The sequence below is a fragment of the Seleniivibrio woodruffii genome (assembly GCF_029267515.1).
Lineage (GTDB): Bacteria > Chrysiogenota > Deferribacteres > Deferribacterales > Geovibrionaceae > Seleniivibrio > Seleniivibrio woodruffii_A.
In genome coordinates, this window is sequence record NZ_JAJUIS010000001.1 from 148,128 (window position 1) to 168,597 (window position 20,470).

Below are 20,470 nucleotides of genomic sequence, written 5' to 3' on the forward strand. Positions count from 1 at the left end.
CCGAATCTCCTTACTATACTATAAGCTCAAGCCTTATCAGCGGTATTTTCAGTTCGGTTTCCAGAGCCGGATTAAGCCGCTGGAACCTGCCGCATACAAGCGCATCCGTTTCAAATTCACCTCCGAGCAGATCGGCGGAAGAGATGACCGGAACACCGTTGTGGCTGCCTGTCCTGTTATCATCCACAACAAAACACAGCCTTTCCGGATAGTATGAGGTAAGAAACTCAATCGTTTTCATCCCTGAAACACCCAGACCGAAAACCGCAAGACGTCTGTGCTGAGCAAGTTGCCCGATGGCTTCGAGCCTGAGTTTCATATATCTGTTTTCCGCTTCATAACGGGACATTTTCGGGAGTTGAACGTGATATCTTTCGCGGTAAAAGAGGGCGTCCCCACGGGATATTTTTCCGCTCTCCCTGTTGAGATAATCTTTCAGAACTGCGTGCAGTCCTCCGATATCCTTTCCGGTTTTCAGAGCTTCGAAAAGCTCAAGGCTGAAATCCCTTACAAAGCCGTCAACATCGCTTCTGTCCGTATTAACGGATCTTTTCATACTGCTGTCTATGAAATCGTCGTCTCCGGTTTTCATCTCCATACCCGTATATTCCTCCACGCGCTCAAGAACACCCTTGCGGTCTGAAAGCAGATCGTCATAATTTACTCTCAGACAGCCGAAATCTTCCGAATATATTTCTGAATATATGTTGTTTAAGCACCAGATAAGGAGGGATTTACCGATATTGAAACCCATCACCTTTGAAAGCGACTGCGCCGCTTCGAAGGGATGTCTTATCATCCTGATGATTCTGACATCGATGGACATCTCGTCCAGCGCCCTGAGGTATAAAGGCAGAACAGCACATATTCTTGGGTCTTTCAACGCAAAATAAGGTGCCCGACCATACTCCTCTGTGATGATGGCTTTAAGCTCCTCAACGTTCTTCGTCTGCATAACGCTGTCAAGATAGTCCTGCGGTTTTGCGATATCATCCCAATAGGTTCCCGCCTCTGCCATGACCTTATCGTTAAAGGCTATAAGCCTCTCATCTTCAAAATAGCCTTTCTTATTATTTTCAGACGGCGCAAGAAGTTTCCTTCCGAGCGTAACGCCCGCTTTTTCCAGAAGTCCAGTCATTGCCGACGTTCCGCATCTGTTTGAACCGACAACAATCATGCACTGACGATATTTCTCTTTCGACATAATTCTGAGTTTATCAGGTTTCATAACATACCTATAGTTTTCTCCGAGTATTCCTCTGACCTTTTCCAGTCTCCGCAAAACAGTGTCCGCAGGAACTTTCGGAAATATTTCACACGAGCCGGAATAACCTCTTTCAAGATATATGAACATTGAGCAGGAATAAAACGGATATGCGGCAAGCACATCAACGGTGTCCATAAAATCTTCCTCCGTTTCCGCAGGAAAGCCAGCAATCGCATGAAAATGCGTGGGAATACCGTATTTATTAAGAATCCGTATCATATTCAGCAGCCCCTGTTTAGTGTAGCCGCGCTGCATAAGCTCAAGTATGCGGTCGCTGCCGGACTGAAAACCGACAGCCAGACTGGCAATCCTGCCGGAACTGCAAAGTTTTTCAAACTTTTCCGGCTCTTTTATGAAGTATTTAACGTTAAGTTCGCCGATATTGATTTTGAAATTTCCTGATACTTTGAACACTTCATCAAACATATCAAACACTGTCAGACCGATATCAAGCCCGTATGCACCGACGTCGTCCCCAAGAAAAAGGATACGCTGATACCCAAGCGCAACTCCGCGCCTTACCTCTTCAAGTATCTCCTCAAGGGGTTTGCTTATCAGGTCGCCCACAACGGTCTTGTCACCGCAATAGGAACAGTTATCCAAACACCCGCGGGAGGTCATAACCGCGAACTGTTTTCTGTTGCCGTCAGGATGGTTCTGCTCGCCGACGTCCTTATATCTAACTTTTTCCGCGAAATGTGCATCAAGAATACTCATATTTTCAAGGGGGATTATCCTGTCGCTTTTAACACCCAAACCGATGAGACTGTCTTTTGCTGTTTTTGCAAGCCCCTCAAGGACAAAAAGATTTTTCGAAAGGAACCCCTTTATTTTTTCCAGCCCGACATCCTCTCTGTATGTGTTGAAAGCACAGCAGTAATATATTATATTCTCAGCGTCATCAGGATTATCTGTAATATCAAACCCGTTTAAAATGAAATATTCGCGCAGTTTTTCCGTGTCCAGCCGTCTTCTGAAACAAACGCCTTCGAAATGGAGATATACGCTCATTTTCTTTCCCCAAGCAGATTTTTATGGGTTTCATTGAACCTGCCGAGACAGTTCTTCTCCGACAGCGGTCTGTTCTTAATTTCAGTATAATATTCGAGCATATGGGGCTGCCGCATTTTTTTGCTTATACGCCCGAAAAGGTTTCTCACCATATCGCCGCTTACGGTTTTGAAGTGGGTCAGTCCGTCGAATAAAGGATATATATGCCCGTCCTCATCTTTCAGAGGTGATAAATTTTCCGTATAAAAAAACTTCTTCTCCGTTTCGGAGAGCTTAATAAAATTCACCATACAGGAGAGCTGAAGAGCTGAAGCCGATTCCTCCGCGTCGCCGAAATCCGCCAGAGTATCCATAACGGAGACCAGCCAGCGAAGATTCATCTCTTTGCAGATGTGCCCGCTGTGTTCTCTTGCTATGTGCAGAAATAGTGCCGAATTGACGTCCGTATCCATATTGCGGCGCAGAAAAACTATCATCCTTGCAGTTTCATAGGCAAGAGCCGATCTGCCTGTAAAATCTTTTCTTATTATTTCGAAATGCTCCGAAAGGTCTTTGCTGTAATGTTTTCCAATTTCCGCAGCGGCAGAGACACGTTCGCTTTTCAGCCTTGCTATGTCATTATTCAGGTCGGATACAGACTTGTATATGACGTATTCCATAATATATTTCCTGAAAAATGTATTTGTGTACAGACTTCCATGTGATGATCCCGCAGCCGTTGCCGTATTCGTCAAAAATGACCTCCGCATCCGGAAAATACTCTGTTATCAGTCCGAGCCACCACTTTGTGTTCCTCACAGTGCAATGTGCGTTTCGACCGTCCGGCAAAATTTCCCCCGCAGGTCTCGTTGAGATATGAAAAAATACATTCCGGCTAAGCGCCGCCAGTTCTCCAACCACCTTGCGGCAGTCATCTTCAACAACATGCTCCATAACATCCGTACATGTGATAAAGTCATATTTATCAAGCGGAATAAAATTTATACCGTCTATAGCCGGGTCGTACCTGTGAGCATCCGCATTTGAATATTCGCTCATCATATCTGCAAGCCTGCTCTGTCCGCACCCGTAATCCAATATGTTTTTCGGTGCAATATCCTCCATAAGAAGGCGTATCATATTGATGAACCTTGCTGAATTCTGTCCGTAGGTTTTCGTTTTATGGATGTGTCTGTACATGGAATTGAGATAATCGTTTACAACGGGCATGTTCACCTCAGTATGCAGTCGAATTGTCCTTTGGCATCCTTATATTCCGCCGGTCTTCTGTAAACATCAAGAAGCCTGCGGTATATCTTTTTTCTCCAGCAGAGTTCCGGATTATCAATCTCATATCCGAGCTGGTTTATCAGATAATCCAACCCTGTTGCGGTTCTGTAAAAATATTTTTTAAGTTCATCATCATCCCTGAAACAATCACCGTAAAGCGCCCTATATATCTCAAAATTGTCGTCAGGGAGTTTTTCAATGTGCAGCAGCGTTTTAACCAGCTCCGCATCCCTTTGGAAATACTCTAAAGACAACGCTTCGCTGAAAGTCTTTTCCCTGTGAGCCCAAAGGTAGACACGGCAGATATTATGCATGGCGACGTTACTTTTATTAACAGTTTCAACATCGTCATAAATCAATATATCTGAAGAGTATTTGGCATCCTCAGCAAAATCGTATATTCTGACCTGCGATTCCGGCAGTGCGGAAATCAACTCCTGTTCGGCGTCAAGCGCATCACGGCTGATATTCAGCACCGCCGCAGGGTGCGCTTTAAAAAATTCTCCGGCAATGCTTCTGAAAGATGAGTCTTTTTTCAGATATACCGATATCCCCATATTGTCCGTTCTCTCTGACTTTCTGAAGAAATCGCCGCAGGTCACTTCACTGTAATTATATTTCAGGTGCACCACACTTTTGATAACGAGGTCGGAGTACTTATCAACTGATTTGCCGTCGGACAGACAAACCGCGCTCTTCACATTTCCGCCCGGCTCAACGCGGAACATCCGCGATGCGCTGTTACCGTCAAGATATATGTCCAGCAGGAAATTTGCAACGAACGGGTCGTCCTCCGTGAAGAGGGAAACGCCGTCGACGAACCTGCCGCGGATGTCCGCTTCATAATCTTTCAGGTAATGGGGAATTATGAAAACAAATCTGCACAGCTGCGTCTTTTTCATGGTTTCTTCAACAAGACGCGGGAGAAAATCAGGAATATTCTCCGACAAAAGCACACATCCCACAGTCATTTTACCGACAGGAAGCGTTTTGCGCATTTCGTCTGCCCTCGTTTTCAGGCTGTTCCAGACAGGATTTGCAGAATCAGCCTGAAGATTGAACCGCTCTTCGTCGTTCTCCGACAGCTTAAAGCGCATCCGTAAATTCTCTCTGCCAATTTTTTTTGTAAGAGCTATCAGAAAACCGGCAGTTTCAGAATAGGCTGTCAAATCCGAAATATCGGTCACTGCGCCGATATTATTGTTGTAATAGAGATATTCAGACATTGATTCGCCGCTGGGATTGGGAAAAGTGTTCATGTAAACGTCTATCACATGGCAGTATATCTGCGGGTCAACCCAAGATGTGAAAAAGAAGCGGTTTTCCAGTCCGTATTCCTTCGCTTTGGCAACTATCTTGGCAGATTCGCCGTGCCCGCACGCAAGATAAATTGTGTCGGGATTTTTAAGCATTATCTCCGCCGTCTTCTCTATGCAGCCGTCGCCTTCCAGCTTTATCAGGCGACCGATACTCCCCAGAATCACCTTCCCCTGCGGGTAGTTTCCTCTGATGATGTCCGCCTGTATCTTCGCAGCTCTGATATCCGCTTCCATGAAAAGCATATGCTGACGGAGTCTGAATCTTTCATATTCAAGCTGATTCTCCTGCATAAGCCCCTGTGGAATATGGGTAATTCTCCTATCCATTCCGTCGATGTCAAATTCGAAATTGCCGTGGCACCAGTATATCTGCAAAGGCGCAGTTCTTGACGCCAGCAAAAGGTTATACTGTTCCCTGTTGTTCATGGAAACCAGGATGTCTATACCGTCAGCAACTATCCTTTCCCTGAGTTTTACAGCCTTATTGAAATGGCTGTAATAGTGTCCGCTGCCGCTGTCGGTTATGATGCGGTGATTGCTGACGTATTTTACGCCAAGCTCTTCTATTATCCTTATCATTTCAGGGTCGGAGGGACTTTTTTCTATGGTTTCAAGGTCATAGACAAACAGTTCGTGGTCTGTCTGCTTTCTCAGTTCATACAGAAGCGAGTACAGAAGTTTGAACGGTGCGTTCTTTACCACTCTGTCCGGAACGAATGCTATCCTCTTTTTTCCGGAACAGTCCTTCATCTTTTCCACAGGTTTCAGCCCGTATTCAGGGATGACTTTTTCGCGGATATATGCAGACAGAGGGATCTCAACGTCCGCGTTAAACTGTCTCATACCCTCCTGAGTGTTCATCAGATTCAGAAAGACGTGTGACAGCGGGAAGTGCATGAAAAAGACGAGCTCGGTTTTGTTTTTCGCTATGGCTTTGCGGAAAAGATCCAGCCAGACGTCCCTCAGACGTAGAAACTCCATGTCGACACCGAAACATACCCACAGGATATTCGACACCCATAGGAAATTGGCTTTCTGAACCATAATCTCCTTCTGCCAGAAGCTCCCTCTGAAAACATTTTCGATAAGGATGTCCACCGTTTCGGTCAGTGTAAAAAGAGATTTTATGATATTCAGATACATTCTGAGCTGGTCGTTATTCTGTACAAAGCTGTTCGTGTTCAGGTCGGTTATTCTGCAAAGAAGATTTTCCTTCGCCGTCTTTCCGTTGCCGCGCAGAACATCGTGCACAAAGATCATCAGCGCGTAGTTCAATTTTGCGTTGTGACTGTTGACATCCTTTATGTCGCTGTATCTTTTCTGCAGTTCTTTGCTGAGAGGCGCATCCATTCTGCTTTTTTCGATCTTTACGCAGCAGCGCAGCAGATGGGTTGCCAGTCTTATATATTCGAAGTTGAATTTGTTTTCGGACATATCTTTCATGATCTGCCGTTCTTTCAGAAGAAAAAGAACCTCGTCGGCATGACCGGACTGAATAAAGCTGTCAAAACTGTTGTTTATGTCCGTCATCAGTGCCTGAAATTCATTACGGCGGCACATATCAAGATATTTAGACATAAAACGCACCTGCTGTGATTGATTATTCTTTTTAAAGTAAACTATCTATATTGATTTTGTCAATATTACATGTCGGATATTGCTCTTGACAATAAACAAAACCGTAAAGTAATATTTAACAATCATCAAGGCGGATTTATCGTGAAACTTGCTTTGTTTCTACCTCAGATTGGGGCATATTCTGAAACTTTCATACAAAACCATATCCTCTTTCTCGCTCCCGAAAACACAGTAGTGATAACGTCAAAAATCGGTGACAGATGGCATCTGCCGGACACTCCGGTGCTGGAGATAAAACAGACGGGGCTATGGGCAAAATATTCACAGGAGGATGAAGACAGGCTGTGCGGGTTTCTTCATAGGCACGGGGTAACACACCTTCTTATTGAATTTCCCAATACGTTCACAGCCATAGCCGAACTGAACCTGCGAAGGCTGAAACTCCCCCTGACCCTGCATTTCCACGGATACGACGCATCCCAGATGCTGAACAATGAAAACGTAGTCGGATTTTATAACTGGACAGCTTCCGTATGCGGCGGCTTCATAGCCGTTTCGGAAGTTATGAAAAACAGACTGGCGGCGCACGGTATTCAGGAAGACAAAATATATGTAAACTATTACGGAGTGAACAAAGAGAAACTGAAACCTCTCGCGCCACGGAATGACGGACGGTGCAGGTTTCTGTTCATCGGAAGATTCGTTTCAAAAAAAGCTCCGCTGATACTCCTTGAAGCGTTCAGAATCGCTTATCAGCAGGAGAAGAACATCGAACTGGTGATGATAGGCGATACCACCGAATACCACGCAAAGGATAACCTGCTGGAAAGATCCAAAGCCTTCGTAAAAGAGAACGGACTGGACGGGGTTGTCAGGTTCACAGGCTCGATTCCCCATGAAAAGGTCATGGACGAACTTTCGATGGCTGACGTATATATTCAGCACTCCATAAAGTGTCCCGAAACCGGAGACAGTGAGGGACTGCCGAACTCTATTCTTGAAGCGTCCCTCAGCGGACTTCCCGTCATAGCGACCATCCACGAGGGTATTCCTGAAGCCGTAATCCACGGAGAGAACGGATTTCTTGTTCAGGAAGGGGACGCGCAGGGTATGGCGGAACATATTATCAGCCTCGCCCGATCTCCCGAAACCCGCACAAAAATGGGGCTGCGCAGTCTGGAACTGAACAGCATAAAATTCGACATCCGCACATCTATAGCCAAGCTCAGAAATATTCTGCTCTCAGCAGAGATGAATATCACTGACGAAGCCGCCGCACATGCAATTGCGGAACATGAAAAAAGAAATCCGGAATATTCCAATTCCGCGAGAATAAAGAAGATAATCGACGAAAATCAGGACAGCATTTTCGTTCTTCTTGGAGCCGGATACGGTCTCACCCTTCACTGGGATTTCATTGTACGCTCAGGATTGAAAGACAGAATCAGCTTCATCGTTGACGACAACGTAAAAACCTTTATGGGGCAGGACACAATCCCGTTTGGCAAACTTATATCCGACAACAAAGGCAAAAAAATAGTTTTTCTGCTGACAGTCGCCAGTAAAGAAAATTTTGAACTCCTCAGAAAAAAGGTCGATAATGAAGTCAGTGTAACTTCAAAAGTTTTTGCACTTTCACCGTATCTGATATGAGATAACAATGAACGATAAACCACTGCTGAAAATATCCGTAATAACCCCGACATTTAACCGGAGAGGTCTGTTAAAACGAGCAGTTGAATCCGTGCTGTCACAGACCTACCCGAATTTTGAACATATCATAGTGAACGACGGGGGCGAAAGCGCCAAAGACATTATAGAAGGCTTTGCCGACAGCAGGCTGAAATATTACGACAGCAAAAAGAATCTGGGCAGATCAGGTTCCCGTAACTTTGCTCTGGAGCGCGCCACAGGCGATATAATCTGCTATCTCGACGACGACGACCTTTACCTTGAAAACCACTTCGCAACAGTCGCCGATTTCTTCAGCAAAAACAGTGAGGCGGCAGCATGTTATACTGCACAGTATTACTGTGTTGAAAACGAATACGGAGAGGTGCTTCACAAAAGGCACATGTCACCAGCCCCCAGACCGCTGACGGATCTGTATTACAACAACTTCATAAACATGAATATCCTTGCCCACCGTAAAACGGCGCTTGAAACGGCAGGTATGTTCAACAACAGGTTAAAGGCATATGTCGATTGGGACTTCGTTCTTCAGTTGTCAAAACATTTCGATATACCGCATGTTCCGGTTTTCACCCACGAACACAGGCACAGGATAACTCCCGACAACATCAGCCACCCGCAGGTGCAGATAAAAAATATAGTGCGGATGACGAATATAATTTACAAGCTCCACCCCACGGACGATGCCGATATAATAAAGAAGAGAGAATCATATATCAGCGACAGGCGCAGGCTGAAGGCAAAAGTACGTTACCTGCGGAACAGAATAAAAAATTTCACACCGGATTATCTTGTCGTGTGCGGTTCAAAATCCGCCATGTCCTATAACAACGCCATAATAGTCAACGTCGGCAGGAAAATTGATTTCATACTGGACAACGACCTGTACAAGACGCAGCAGACCTTCCTTAACATTCCGGTCATAAACGACATTATGCTCAATGAGCTTATGAACAGCCACAGTAACGGCAGATACAGCTTTATGATAAACGAAAGCAATACGCTGGACATAGAGCGCACCGCAGGAAATCTCAGTCAACTGCACAAAGAGCATAACGTGCAGATACTCAGAGTTGCCCACAACATATCGAGAAAAACCCCGAAAGAGGTTATTCACAGCATCAGACAGATATCCGCCGCCGGACAGGTTGCGCTTTTCGGCATAGGGCTTTCAGGACGAAAGGTAATGGAGTTTATGAAAAGAGCCCTGCCGGAAAAAGAATATTTCATAATAGACGACTGCGGGCAAAAGGAGTTTGAAGGGATAAAAATAGTCAATACAACGGATTTCCTTTCAAACTGCGCAAGCAGCACCGATTTTGTCATATGCGGCAAAAGGCAGAACCTGAACGGCAGATTGGAAAACAACCCCGACGTTCAGATATTAAGACTTAATTTTATCGAATAACATCAGCTTATTGAATCTTTATATACCGCATCGAAAAGTCCCTTCTGGGATTGATGCACAGTAAGCTCCCCCTGTCTTTTTTCAGGCAGAAGTCTCGCAACGGTCAAACCGCCCCACATGGATTTCGGTTTGGCAGTATCAAACGCTTCATAGTGGTACACGCCCGGCACAAAATCCACCTCTACCATATCCACATACGGGCAGTCTTTCCATTCGGCGCCCACAATCCCCTTTCTGCACGACGGATTAAAGGAGTCGTGACATACCAGAAAAAGCTCAGATTCGGGAACGTAGTATTTAAGAATGTTATTGATATCTGTTCTGACCCCGTTCTCGCTGTGGTCGCCGTCAATGAGGATAAAATCCAGACGCTTCCCCTGCTTTTTCATATCCGCCAGAAATTCAGGGATGAGCTTCTTCGAATCTCCGACAATAAAGGAGACGTTCCAGTATAAGGCTTCAAGGGCTTTTTTCGGCTCGTCGCTGATATCCACCGAATAAACGTGCTTCGAAAACTCTGAAAGAACCTGAAGGCTCCCGCCTTTGTAAGTACCTATTTCCAGAGCATTTTCAGGCGATATCTTTTTCACGAGGGCATGGAAGGCAATTTTCTCTATGCGCGTCATCTGCCAGTGGCAGCCATATTCATCGCAGACAAAAGTCGGTGAGTTCGGATCGGATTTCATTAAAAGCTCCTTTTTTCGATATTAACATCATACCACGCGGAGGCAGTATTTGTATAATAGATTGAACATCGTATAACCTTATGGTAATATTTAACATAAACTAACTTATTATATACAGGGACAGATGCTGCATGAAAAGAACTTCTGCTGACTTGTTTCTACCCGGAAATGAGAGGATATACCGCAACTATGCCCGCCTGATAAGCAGCAGAATATGAGCGATACCCTTAACGTCGTTTTCACCATAGACAGAAACTACATCATCCATTTTTCAACTGCGCTGCTCTCCCTTCTTGAAAACAACAGAGATACGGATTTCAGGATTTTTCTGATATACGACGGCACTAAATCCGATCTGGAGGATGTCTGCCGCTTTTTCCGTGAAAAATATAACACCGAAATCAATATCCTGAGCATAGACCCGGATATCTTCTCGGATTTCCGCATCACCCACCACATCAGACAGGCAACCTATTTCCGTCTGTGCATGGCGGAGATACTTCCGCAGGATATCGACACCCTGCTCTATCTGGACTGCGATCTTATCGTGGACGGCTCCGTATCCGAACTGAGCCGGACAGTCATGGACGATGAATACCTGCGCGGAGTGGAACACCTTTTCCCGCTGAAAAACAAGGAGCATCTCTCCCGATTCGGCATAGACCCCGAATCGGATTATTTCAACGCGGGTGTCATGCTTGTAAACCTGAAAAAATGGCGTGAAGAGGGGCTTACGAAAAAGCTGATGACATTCGCCCTCGAACGCAGACACGATATCCTCTGGTGGGATCAGGACGTTCTGAACATACTGCTCCACGAAAAATGGAAAAAACTTCATCCGAAATTTAATTTTATATGGGAAATAATGGAATCAAACTCAGCAGACAAAGAGATAAGGGAAGCGCAGGAAAAACCTGTGATAGTTCACTATACCCGCTCAGTAAAGCCTTGGCACAGCAACAGCTACCACCCTTACAGACACCTGTACCATAAATACAGGGCGATGATTCCGTTTGGAGATGAGATATGAGCACGATACTTATTGTCGGCGGAGCCGGCTATATAGGCAGCCATGCCGTTAAGGAACTGAACAGACAGGGACACGACACAATAGTTCTGGACAGCCTTGTATACGGACACAGAGAATCTGTTAAATCCGGAAAATTCGTACACGGCGATATGGCGGACACTGCCCTTCTGGACAGGATATTCAATGAAAACAGGATAGACGCGGTGATGCACTTCGCCGCCTTTGCCTATGTCGGGGAATCGGTCACCGACCCGGAAAAATATTATGTCAACAACGTTGCAAACACTCTCAACCTGTTGTCGGCAATGCGCAGACACGGATGCGATAAATTCATCTTCTCGTCCACATGCGCAACCTACGGAGTGCCGACAGAGATGCCCATAACGGAAGACCATCCGCAGGCACCCATCAACCCCTACGGCATGACAAAGCTCTTCGTTGAGAGTATCTTAAAGGATTTCAGCACCGCATACGGGCTTAAATATATGATATTCCGCTATTTCAACGCGGCGGGCGCCGATGCGGACGGAGATATCGGCGAAGACCACGACCCGGAGACCCACCTGATCCCGCTGGTTCTGAGAGCGGCGAAAACAGGCGGCTCAATAAAAATATTCGGCACCGATTACGATACGCCGGACGGCACCTGCGTGAGAGACTACATACACGTCACAGACCTTGCCGCAGCCCATATACTGGGGCTGGATAGGCTCATGAAAGGCGGCGAAAACGGCATATTCAATCTGGGCACAGGCACCGGATATTCCGTCAGAGAGGTTATAAGCTGCGCAGAAAAGGTGACTGGCTGCAAAATATCCGCTGCGGAGGAAGGGCGGCGCGCAGGGGACCCTCCTGTGCTGGTGGCAGACCCAAAAAAGGTCTTTAACGAGCTTGGATGGCGACCTTCATTCGTTACGCTGGAAGATATTATACACACGGCATGGAACTGGCACAGAAACAGGTAATTAATGTTATCAATTTTAGCCAGTTTTAACCGATATTAGATTGAAAACCACATAAGGAAAAATCGTTGAGCGAATACAAAATTGAAGACATATCATACACACTGACCGAATACTGTCCGGGACCCTGCCGCTACTGCTCCATCTGGAAACAGGAGGACAGGCGGGCGGAGGAGCTTACCGATGCGGAACTGGACGGTATCTTCTCGTCGAAGCACCTCGACCTTAAAAAAGTGCACCTCACAGGCGGCGAACCCCACATGAGCGACACCTATTTCCGCGTGGTGGACAGCATATACCGTTTCCACGACAGCGTGGTAATCGATTCGCCCATAACCGGCTGGTTTCCCGACAGACACGAGGAGATAGCTAAATACGTTCTTAAAAAGCATCCGCTCTACCGTCTTGACATCTCTCTCGACGGTGACGAGGAGACCAACGCAAAGATACGCCTGCGCAAGAACGGATTTAAAACTTCCCTTGAAACGCTTGAACGGCTTAAAAAATTAAAAGGCATGGTTCTGCGCTTCCAGTTCACCATATACAAAGAGAACCTCCATCTCATCGAGTGGATATACAATTTCGCAAAAGAGATGGGCGTCGGACTTTACATAGGCTACGGCAGGTTCAGCAGCGAACGCTATAAGAACACTCAGGACAATCTGGAAAAATGCGCGCTGAACAAAAACAGTTTCATCTGGACAGACGACGAGCTGAAACAGATTGACGAACAGCTCATAAAAATAGGCTACGACAAAGGGCGCTACCGCAGCAAATACATACTGCAAAAGGCTGTGTACGAAGGACAGAGGATAGATTTCAACTGTTACATGGGAAGGCGCAGCATTGATGTTGACCCTTACGGAAACGTATTTCCCTGTCTTCTGTGGCTGAACTACCTGAAACTGGGGAACATACGCAAGGCAGGCAGCTTCGACAAAGTGCTCGAAAGCGCACAGGCGGACGACGTGCTCACCATGATACGCTCCAAACAGTGCCACGAGGACTGCCTTTACACCTGTGCAAACAAAATGACCCTTATAAATCCTGAGATACCTGCCGTCGGTATGATGCAGTATCCTGGAAAATACGGATATATTTTCAGCGAAACGGACGTCATTCCCGTCCGCCCGTGGTGGTATGACGAATACGTTCAAAGGGGCATAATTTGATCTGGTTCGACCTTGTAACGCCAAAGTCAGTGATGTTCTTCCGCCCTTTCATCGACGGGATAAAGGCACGCGGCAAAACAGTTCTTGTTACAGCCCGCGAGGGGCAGGGCTACAAAGAGGTTGTCGACCTGCTTAACCTCTATAAAATCGATTTTGTGAACCGCGGCTATTTTGGCGGTGCAAACCTCGGCGACAAGCTGAAAGCATCCATCCACCGCCAGCTTGCTCTGATGGAATACATAGAAAAGTGCAGCATAACGAAGCTGATATGTCTTTGCAGTGTGGACGCAAACCGCGTTGCGTTCGGTCTCGGCATCCCGATAGTTAACTTCTACGATATCCCACTTTCAGACCATACGGCGAATTTCCGTAAAGCTCTGCCGCAGGCGAGGCTGACACTCCCGCTTTCAACCAAGGCTTTCAGACCCTATATGGTCCCCCAGAGCATCTTTGAACGTTTTTCTCTTGAATCTGAACAGATATTTTCATACAACTTTCTCGACGTTGTGGCGTGGCTCAACGATTTTGAGCCGGACATAGACTTTTTCAACGATTTCCTTAAAACCAGAGAGCTTGACGTTTCCAAAAAAACGATAGTCGTGCGCGAGGAAGAGTTTAAAGCGTCATATGTCGGCAAAAAATATCCGGTGCTTTACGAAGGGCTTGAACTGATAAAGCAGAATATGGACGTAAACATCGTCCTTATACCCAGATACGAGGCGCAGCCGCTGAAAAAGCTGTTCCCCTTTGCAACGGTCATTGAGGAGAAAATGGTCATTCAGCACCTTCTCGCCTTTGCCGACCTTTTCATCGGCGGCGGCGGGACGCTGAACTCCGAGGCGTGTTACTTCGGCACACCCGTAATATCCACCCGCTCTTTCATCTCCCATTACGACAAGCTGCTCATCGACGCGGGGCTTATGGAAAAGGCGGACACTCCGGAAGAACTGCTTGAAAAAACGCAGCAGATAATTTCCGTCCGGCGCGACCCGCGACCACTGTTTGACACAATGTCGTTCGACATCGACAGCATAATTGAGGAGATATTAAGATAAATGTTTAACGAAAACAATATCCGCTCTGTAATGAAAGCTGTGTCATGGCGCTTTTTCGGAACCTTAACAACTATAATCATAGTTTATGTTATGTTCAAGAGACTGGACGTTGCCGTGTTTACAGGTCTTCTGGAAACGGTATCGAAAATAGCCCTCTATTTTGTGCACGAGCGCATCTGGAACAGGATACCAATAGGCAAGAGCAATGTATGATCACTCATATCTGGACAGGCTGGAAGCGGAGAGCATCCATATAATCAGAGAGGCGGCGGCGGAAGCCTCAAAGCCTGTCATGCTCTACTCCATAGGAAAGGACTCCTCTGTTATGCTCCGCCTCGCAATGAAAGCGTTTCATCCCGCAAAACTCCCCTTCCCCGTCATGCACGTTGACACCGGCTGGAAGTTCCGTGAGATGATAACCTTCCGCGACGAGACTGCAAAACGTCTCGGACTCGACCTGATAGTTTATAAAAATCCCGAAGGCGCCGAAAAAGGCATAGACCCCTTTGTCCACGGCAGCAAGCTCCATACAGACATAATGAAAACAGACGCGCTGAAACAGGCGCTGAATTTGTACGGTTTCGATATGATTTTCGGCGGCGCAAGGCGCGACGAGGAAAAATCCAGAGCAAAAGAGCGCATCTTCTCTTTCAGGGATAAGAACCACAGATGGGATCCGAAAAACCAGCGCCCCGAACTCTGGAGCCACTACAATACAAAGCTGAACACAGGCGAGAGTATGCGCGTTTTCCCACTTTCAAACTGGACTGAACTCGACGTCTGGTTTTATATCCTGCGTGAAAAGATACCCGTTGTCCCGCTTTATCTGGCAAAGGAGAGACCGGTTGCCGACGTAGGCGGTGTTCTCATAATGGCGGACGACAACAGGATGCCCCCTCAGTATGAAATCACCATGCAGTCCGTGCGGTTCCGCACACTGGGCTGTTATCCGCTCACAGGCGCTGTACCTTCTGTGGCATCCACCCTTGAGCAGGTCATAGAAGAGATGATGGTATCCACACTCTCCGAGCGTCAGGGACGGATAATAGATTTTGACCAGTCCGGCGCCATGGAAAAAAAGAAGACGGAAGGCTATTTCTGATGAGCAGGCTTGAAGAATACATGGCTAAAGACTCCGCAAAACAGCTTCTGCGCTTTATCACATGCGGAAGTATCGACGACGGCAAAAGCACGCTCATCGGCAGACTTCTACACGAATGCCGCGCCGTTTACGACGACCAGATGGCTGCGGTCATAAGAGACAGCAGAACTTCAGGCACCACAGGTGACGAACCGGATCTCGCTCTCATTGTTGACGGACTGCTCGCAGAGCGTGAGCAGGGAATCACCATCGACGTTGCCCACAGATACTTTTCCACCGCAAAGCGTAAATTCATCATTCTGGACACACCGGGACACGAACAGTATACACGGAACATGGCTACAGGTGCATCAAACGCCGACCTGGCCGTGATTCTTATAGACGCGCTCAAGGGTATCAGCCCGCAGACAATACGCCACTCATATATCGTGAAACTGATGGGTATCAGAAACGCCGTTGTCTGCGTCAATAAAATGGATGCGCAGGGCTACAGTGAAGCGGTTTTCAATAAAATTGCCGATGATTATGCAAAGTTAGCTGAAAAAATAGGACTTTCATACAACATAATCCCCGTTTCGGCTCTTAAAGGGGACAACGTAACATCAAAAAGCGATAAAATGCCGTGGTACGACGGTCAATGCCTCATAGAGATGCTGGAAAGTGCCGTACAGGAGCCACCTTCCAGTCACGGCAACCTCAGGCTTCCTGTCCAGTATGTTCTCAGACCTGATAACAGCTTCCGCGGGTTCTGCGGACGCATCGAATCCGGCAGCATCTCCGTCGGAGACAGAGTTACAGTGCTGCCATCCGGCATATCAACCCGTGTCAAATCCGTGTCGATAGGCGACAGACAGGTGGAATCTGCATCAGCGCCGCTCTCCGTCACATTCACAACGGCGGACGAGGTGGACATAAGCCGCGGGGACATGATAGTCCATGACAAAACGTCAGTTATGTTCGGCAGCGGCTTCACCGCAAACCTGATATGGATGGATACCGAACACCTGAAACTCAATTCGCGATATATTCTTAAATGCGCCACAGGCACCATAGGCGCACATATCAATAAAATTTTCAGCAGGATGAACATATCAACACTGAAAGAAGAACCCGCGTCATCACTCGGCATGAACGACATAGCCTCGGTAGGCTTTTCACTTGACGCCTCAAAACCGTTCGACACCTATGAAATGTGCCGTGCCACAGGCAGCTTTATCCTTATAGACAGAATGACGGGAATGACAGCGGCAGCGGGAATGATAACCGCGGCGGAAAATCCAAAAAACGTCATATGGCACACTCATTCCGTCACCCGTGAACAGAGAACCGGACTGAAAAATCACCGCCCCGCCGTTCTCTGGCTGACAGGTCTGAGCGGTTCCGGAAAATCCACCATAGCAAACGCTCTGGAACAAAGCCTGAACCATTCGGGGATACATACCTATCTGCTGGACGGCGACAACGTGCGCCATGGACTCTGCAAAGATCTGGGATTTTCCCCTCAGGACAGAGAAGAGAACATCAGACGCATAGGCGAAACGGCGAAACTTTTCGCGGATGCCGGAATACTGACAATTACTGCTTTTATATCGCCTTTCGCGGAAGGCAGGGACAAAGTGAGGGCGATAATGCCCGAAGGTGAATTCATAGAAGTGTTCATCGACGCACCTATAAACGTCTGCGAACAGCGTGACCCGAAAAATATGTATAAAAAAGCAAGAAAGGGCGAAATAAAAGAGTTTACAGGCATAAACTCACCCTATGAGACACCGGAATCACCTGAAATACATATACGCACTGATATCATGAGCATTGAGGAATCAGTTGAAAAAATCCTAAGCTATCTCAGAACAAAGCTGATAATCTAGGGCTGATATTTTTTCAGCAGGTTCGTAAGCTCCATCAGCGCGGTTTTCATAGAGCGTATGCGTATCGCTTCGCGGTCGCCTACAAACAGATATTTCTTAGTTACAACCTCTTTGCCAACGCACCATCCTATGCAGACCGTGCCGACCGGTTTTTCATCGCTGCCGCCGTCGGGACCCGCAACGCCTGTTACGGAAACGGAGCAGGTTGTGCGAAGCTGATTAGCAACCCCAACAGCCATTGCCCGCGCGCACTCTTCGCTGACAGCACCGTGATTGATAATTATATTTTCAGGAACGCGCAGAACGCGCATCTTAACGTCATTGCTGTAGGATATCACCCCGCCCATGAAAACGTCGCTTGAGCCTGCGATATCAGTTATCTCTTTGCCTATCATCCCGCCTGTGCAGCTTTCCGCAACTGAAAGAGTCATTTTCTTCTCGCGCAGGGTACGCAGCAGAACGGTTGCGATATTATCCGAACCGTATCCGATGAAGTTATCTGAAAATCTTCCTCTGACGCGCTCCGCATACTCCATAAGCATGGTCTCGTCAAATCCCCTCAGCTTCACCAGTATCTCGCCCTTGGCAACGTTGATTATACACTCCATACCTTCGGGAAAACCGAACTCCCGCAGAACGTCGTCCACCTCCGATTCCGGAAGTGAACCTATGCGGATATCCACGCTGTACCGTTCGCGCATCTCGAAACGTCCGCGCAGAAAGGGCATAACGTGTTCCTCGAACATAAGATACATTTCATACGGAACGCCCGGCATACTTATTATGATATGCCCGCTCTTCTCCATACCGAAACCAAGGGCAGTGCCTCTGCCGTTGGGAAAGAGCAGACAGCCGGCAGGCAGCATGGCCTGACGCAGGTGGCTCTCCTTAACGTTAACTCCGCGCTCTTTCAGTCTGTTAAGCATATGCGTTTTCGCAGTTTCGTTCATCTCCGTTGAAACACCGACAGCCTCTGCGACCGTTTCCGCCGTAAGGTCGTCAAAGGTCGGTCCCAGACCGCCCGTTGTGAATACGCAGTCGTATTCTTCAAGTGCCTGACGGAATATTGAAACTATCATCTCCCTGTTGTCGGGGATAAGTCTGACCTGTTCAACGGAAAACCCCGCCTTTGTGAGCCTTGAGCCCAGCCACGCGGAATTTGTATCAACGATGCTCCCCTCCAGAAGCTCGCTGCCAACGGCAAAAATCGCACATCTGACCATAGATCACCTATATATGAGAAAAGAAAAACGTATATCCGAGATAAAAAATTCCCAGTATTATTATGGAGTAGACCGCCGCAAGCAGGTCGTCCGCCATAACGCCCAGTCCGCCGTCAATTTTTTCGAGTTTTTTGATTGGATAGGGCTTCCATATGTCAAATATCCTGAACAGCACGAAACCCAGCGGTACTGTGAAAACGTTTGCGGGGATAAACAGGAATATCATGTAATAGGCTGCTATTTCGTCTATAACAACCTCGGAAGCATCCTTTTTCCCTGTAATCTTCTCATATCTGTCCGCCGCCCAGACGCCGCCCAGAAGGAGAAGCACAAATATGACCGCCTTTACCGGATATGAGAACTGCTCAGAAGCTATCACAGGCAGTATCGCAAAGAGTGTACCGAAAGTGCCGGGAGCTTTGGGAGCACGTCCCGAACCGAAACCCAGCGCGAGAATTATAGCAAATCTGTTCATCACTGTTCCTGTAGTTGAAGGGCTTCTTTCAGGTCAATTTTGCCTTCATAAAAGGCTTTGCCCGTAATGGCGCCCAGAATACCGTTTTTGCCCTGAAGAGCCTTTATATCATTGATATCTTTGAGACCGCCGGAGGCTATCACCGGATATTTTATGCTCTCAGCCAACGCCAATGTCGCCTCAATATTTATTCCCGTGAGCATCCCGTCCCTTGATATGTCCGTATAGATAACACTTTCGGCAGAGAAACCTTCATAGCTGTTTATAAGCTCTGCGGCTGTGACAGTGCTCTTCTCATACCAGCCCTCGGTGGCGACAAAGCCGTCCTTCGCGTCCACTCCGAGGATTATTCTGTCGGGATATTCACCCATCGCCTCTTTGACGAAATCGGGGTTTTTAACAACGACGGTTCCGAGAATACCGTATCTGACGCCTATCTCAAAATAGGCTTTCAGTTTTTTCATATCGCGGATGCCGCCGCCCACCTCTATGTCCATTCCGGCTGTGGCAACCATCTTTTCTATAAGGGCAAAGTTGGTGGTCTCGCCCTTTTTCGCGCCGTCGAGGTCAACTATATGCAGTCTTTTCACGCCCATATCGGCAAACATCTTCGCCGCTTCCAGCGGGTTGTCGTAATATACGGTAAAATCGTCCATGTCCCCCTGTTTAAGGCGCACAGCCTTGGCGTTTAAGAGGTCTATGGCGGGTATTATCAGCATTTCCACTCTCCGAAGTTTTTAAGCAGGTGCAGACCGAGTTTCTGGCTCTTTTCAGGGTGAAACTGGGTTGCTGCCATATTGTCGCGTATGACCATGGCGGAAAAATCTATACCGTATTCGCAGGAAAGGGCTTCAACGCCCTTCTCCTCAGCCTTGACGCAGTAGGAGTGTACGAAGTAAAAATAGTCCCCCGTATTGATGCCGTCAAGCAGCGGATGGTTCATCTTTTTTGTTATGCTGTTCCAGCCTATCTGGGGTATCTTCATGCCTTCTGAAATTATCTCGTCAGGAAATTTTTTAACCGTTCCTTTGAAATATCCGAGCCCTTCGTGTTCGCCGAACTCAAGGCTCTTTTCGAAAAGCAGCTGCATCCCGACGCAGATTCCGAGGAAGGGCTTTCCGGTTTTAATGAACTGTGCCGCCGCCTCTTTCAGCCCGCTGTCAACAAGCCCCGTGCGGCAGTCCGCAAAGGCGCCAACACCCGGCAGAACTGCTCTGTCCGCTCTGACCACCTCTTCGGGGTCGGATGTTATCCGCGCATCGAAACCGAGAGACTGCAATGCCTTTTCAACACTGCGCAGGTTTCCCATACCGTAGTCTATCACTGCGATCATTTATATGTACTCCGTTGGAT

18 protein-coding genes are annotated in these 20,470 nt (G+C 47.3%); 9 read left to right on the forward strand and 9 right to left on the reverse strand.

The genetic code is table 11. The annotated features are described in order from the left end of the window. Positions 1–13: 13 nt before the first annotated feature. From Q7P67_RS00695 to Q7P67_RS00710, 4 genes are read right to left on the reverse strand one after another with little or no spacing between them, the layout of a single operon-like run. The gene (locus tag Q7P67_RS00695) at positions 14–2,278 is read right to left on the reverse strand and encodes a radical SAM protein (RefSeq protein ID WP_303849696.1); all 2,265 of its coding nucleotides are present in this window, start codon (positions 2,276–2,278) and stop codon (positions 14–16) included. After that, positions 2,275–2,937, reverse strand: a complete 663-nt coding sequence (locus tag Q7P67_RS00700) for a hypothetical protein (RefSeq protein ID WP_303849698.1) — start codon at positions 2,935–2,937, stop codon at positions 2,275–2,277. Before Q7P67_RS00700 ends, Q7P67_RS00695 begins: the two co-directional genes overlap by 4 nt. After that, complete coding sequence (locus Q7P67_RS00705) at positions 2,897–3,487, reverse strand: methyltransferase domain-containing protein (RefSeq protein WP_303849700.1); 591 nt, start codon at positions 3,485–3,487, stop codon at positions 2,897–2,899. Before Q7P67_RS00705 ends, Q7P67_RS00700 begins: the two co-directional genes overlap by 41 nt. 2 nt (positions 3,488–3,489) lie before the next feature. Continuing rightward, positions 3,490–6,444: a hypothetical protein gene (locus Q7P67_RS00710; RefSeq protein ID WP_303849701.1), complete on the reverse strand. Its 2,955-nt coding sequence runs from the start codon at positions 6,442–6,444 to the stop codon at positions 3,490–3,492. Between the two features lie 141 nt (positions 6,445–6,585). Here Q7P67_RS00710 and Q7P67_RS00715 point away from each other — a divergent pair, with 141 nt between their 5' ends. Together Q7P67_RS00715 and Q7P67_RS00720 are read left to right on the forward strand one after the other, a co-directional pair. Continuing rightward, complete coding sequence (locus Q7P67_RS00715; protein WP_303849703.1) at positions 6,586–8,097, forward strand: glycosyltransferase; 1,512 nt, start codon at positions 6,586–6,588, stop codon at positions 8,095–8,097. 7 nt (positions 8,098–8,104) lie between these two features. After that, positions 8,105–9,544: a glycosyltransferase gene (locus Q7P67_RS00720; RefSeq protein WP_303849705.1), complete on the forward strand. Its 1,440-nt coding sequence runs from the start codon at positions 8,105–8,107 to the stop codon at positions 9,542–9,544. 2 nt (positions 9,545–9,546) lie between these two features. On the opposite strand, the gene Q7P67_RS00725 is transcribed toward Q7P67_RS00720, so the two are convergent. Further along, a complete protein-coding gene (locus Q7P67_RS00725) occupies positions 9,547–10,230 on the reverse strand; it encodes a class I SAM-dependent methyltransferase (RefSeq protein ID WP_303849707.1) in 684 nt (227 codons plus the stop codon). A gap of 214 nt (positions 10,231–10,444) precedes the next feature. Here Q7P67_RS00725 and Q7P67_RS00730 point away from each other — a divergent pair, with 214 nt between their 5' ends. The 7 genes from Q7P67_RS00730 (at position 10,445) to cysC (ending at position 17,419) form a co-directional block, all read left to right on the forward strand. Beyond that, positions 10,445–11,260: a glycosyltransferase family 8 protein gene (locus Q7P67_RS00730; protein ID WP_303849710.1), complete on the forward strand. Its 816-nt coding sequence runs from the start codon at positions 10,445–10,447 to the stop codon at positions 11,258–11,260. Then, positions 11,257–12,225, forward strand: coding sequence for a UDP-glucose 4-epimerase GalE (gene galE / locus Q7P67_RS00735; protein ID WP_303849711.1), 969 nt, complete (start codon positions 11,257–11,259; stop codon positions 12,223–12,225). The genes Q7P67_RS00730 and galE overlap by 4 nt, the downstream gene beginning before the upstream one ends. A gap of 65 nt (positions 12,226–12,290) precedes the next feature. After that, positions 12,291–13,394: a radical SAM protein gene (locus Q7P67_RS00740; protein WP_303849713.1), complete on the forward strand. Its 1,104-nt coding sequence runs from the start codon at positions 12,291–12,293 to the stop codon at positions 13,392–13,394. After that, complete coding sequence (locus Q7P67_RS00745) at positions 13,391–14,449, forward strand: DUF354 domain-containing protein (RefSeq protein ID WP_303849715.1); 1,059 nt, start codon at positions 13,391–13,393, stop codon at positions 14,447–14,449. The genes Q7P67_RS00740 and Q7P67_RS00745 overlap by 4 nt, the downstream gene beginning before the upstream one ends. Continuing rightward, positions 14,450–14,662, forward strand: coding sequence for a DUF2061 domain-containing protein (locus tag Q7P67_RS00750; RefSeq protein ID WP_303849717.1), 213 nt, complete (start codon positions 14,450–14,452; stop codon positions 14,660–14,662). After that, complete coding sequence (gene cysD, locus Q7P67_RS00755) at positions 14,655–15,551, forward strand: sulfate adenylyltransferase subunit CysD (RefSeq protein ID WP_303849719.1); 897 nt, start codon at positions 14,655–14,657, stop codon at positions 15,549–15,551. The genes Q7P67_RS00750 and cysD overlap by 8 nt, the downstream gene beginning before the upstream one ends. Then, complete coding sequence (cysC, locus tag Q7P67_RS00760; RefSeq protein ID WP_303849721.1) at positions 15,551–17,419, forward strand: adenylyl-sulfate kinase; 1,869 nt, start codon at positions 15,551–15,553, stop codon at positions 17,417–17,419. Before cysD ends, cysC begins: the two co-directional genes overlap by 1 nt. Here the strand turns inward: cysC and Q7P67_RS00765 are convergent. The 4 genes from Q7P67_RS00765 to hisH are packed head-to-tail and all read right to left on the reverse strand — an operon-like array spanning position 17,416 to position 20,450. Next, complete coding sequence (locus tag Q7P67_RS00765; RefSeq protein WP_303849723.1) at positions 17,416–18,642, reverse strand: CinA family nicotinamide mononucleotide deamidase-related protein; 1,227 nt, start codon at positions 18,640–18,642, stop codon at positions 17,416–17,418. The two genes, cysC and Q7P67_RS00765, sit on opposite strands and share 4 nt — an antisense overlap. Positions 18,643–18,649: 7 nt before the next feature. Next, positions 18,650–19,117, reverse strand: coding sequence for a phosphatidylglycerophosphatase A (locus Q7P67_RS00770; protein ID WP_303849725.1), 468 nt, complete (start codon positions 19,115–19,117; stop codon positions 18,650–18,652). Further along, positions 19,117–19,836 (reverse strand): 1-(5-phosphoribosyl)-5-[(5-phosphoribosylamino)methylideneamino]imidazole-4-carboxamide isomerase, encoded by a 720-nt coding sequence (hisA, locus tag Q7P67_RS00775; protein ID WP_303849727.1) that lies wholly within the window; start codon positions 19,834–19,836, stop codon positions 19,117–19,119. Before hisA ends, Q7P67_RS00770 begins: the two co-directional genes overlap by 1 nt. Further along, complete coding sequence (gene hisH / locus Q7P67_RS00780) at positions 19,830–20,450, reverse strand: imidazole glycerol phosphate synthase subunit HisH (protein ID WP_303849729.1); 621 nt, start codon at positions 20,448–20,450, stop codon at positions 19,830–19,832. Before hisH ends, hisA begins: the two co-directional genes overlap by 7 nt. Positions 20,451–20,470: the final 20 nt, after the last annotated feature.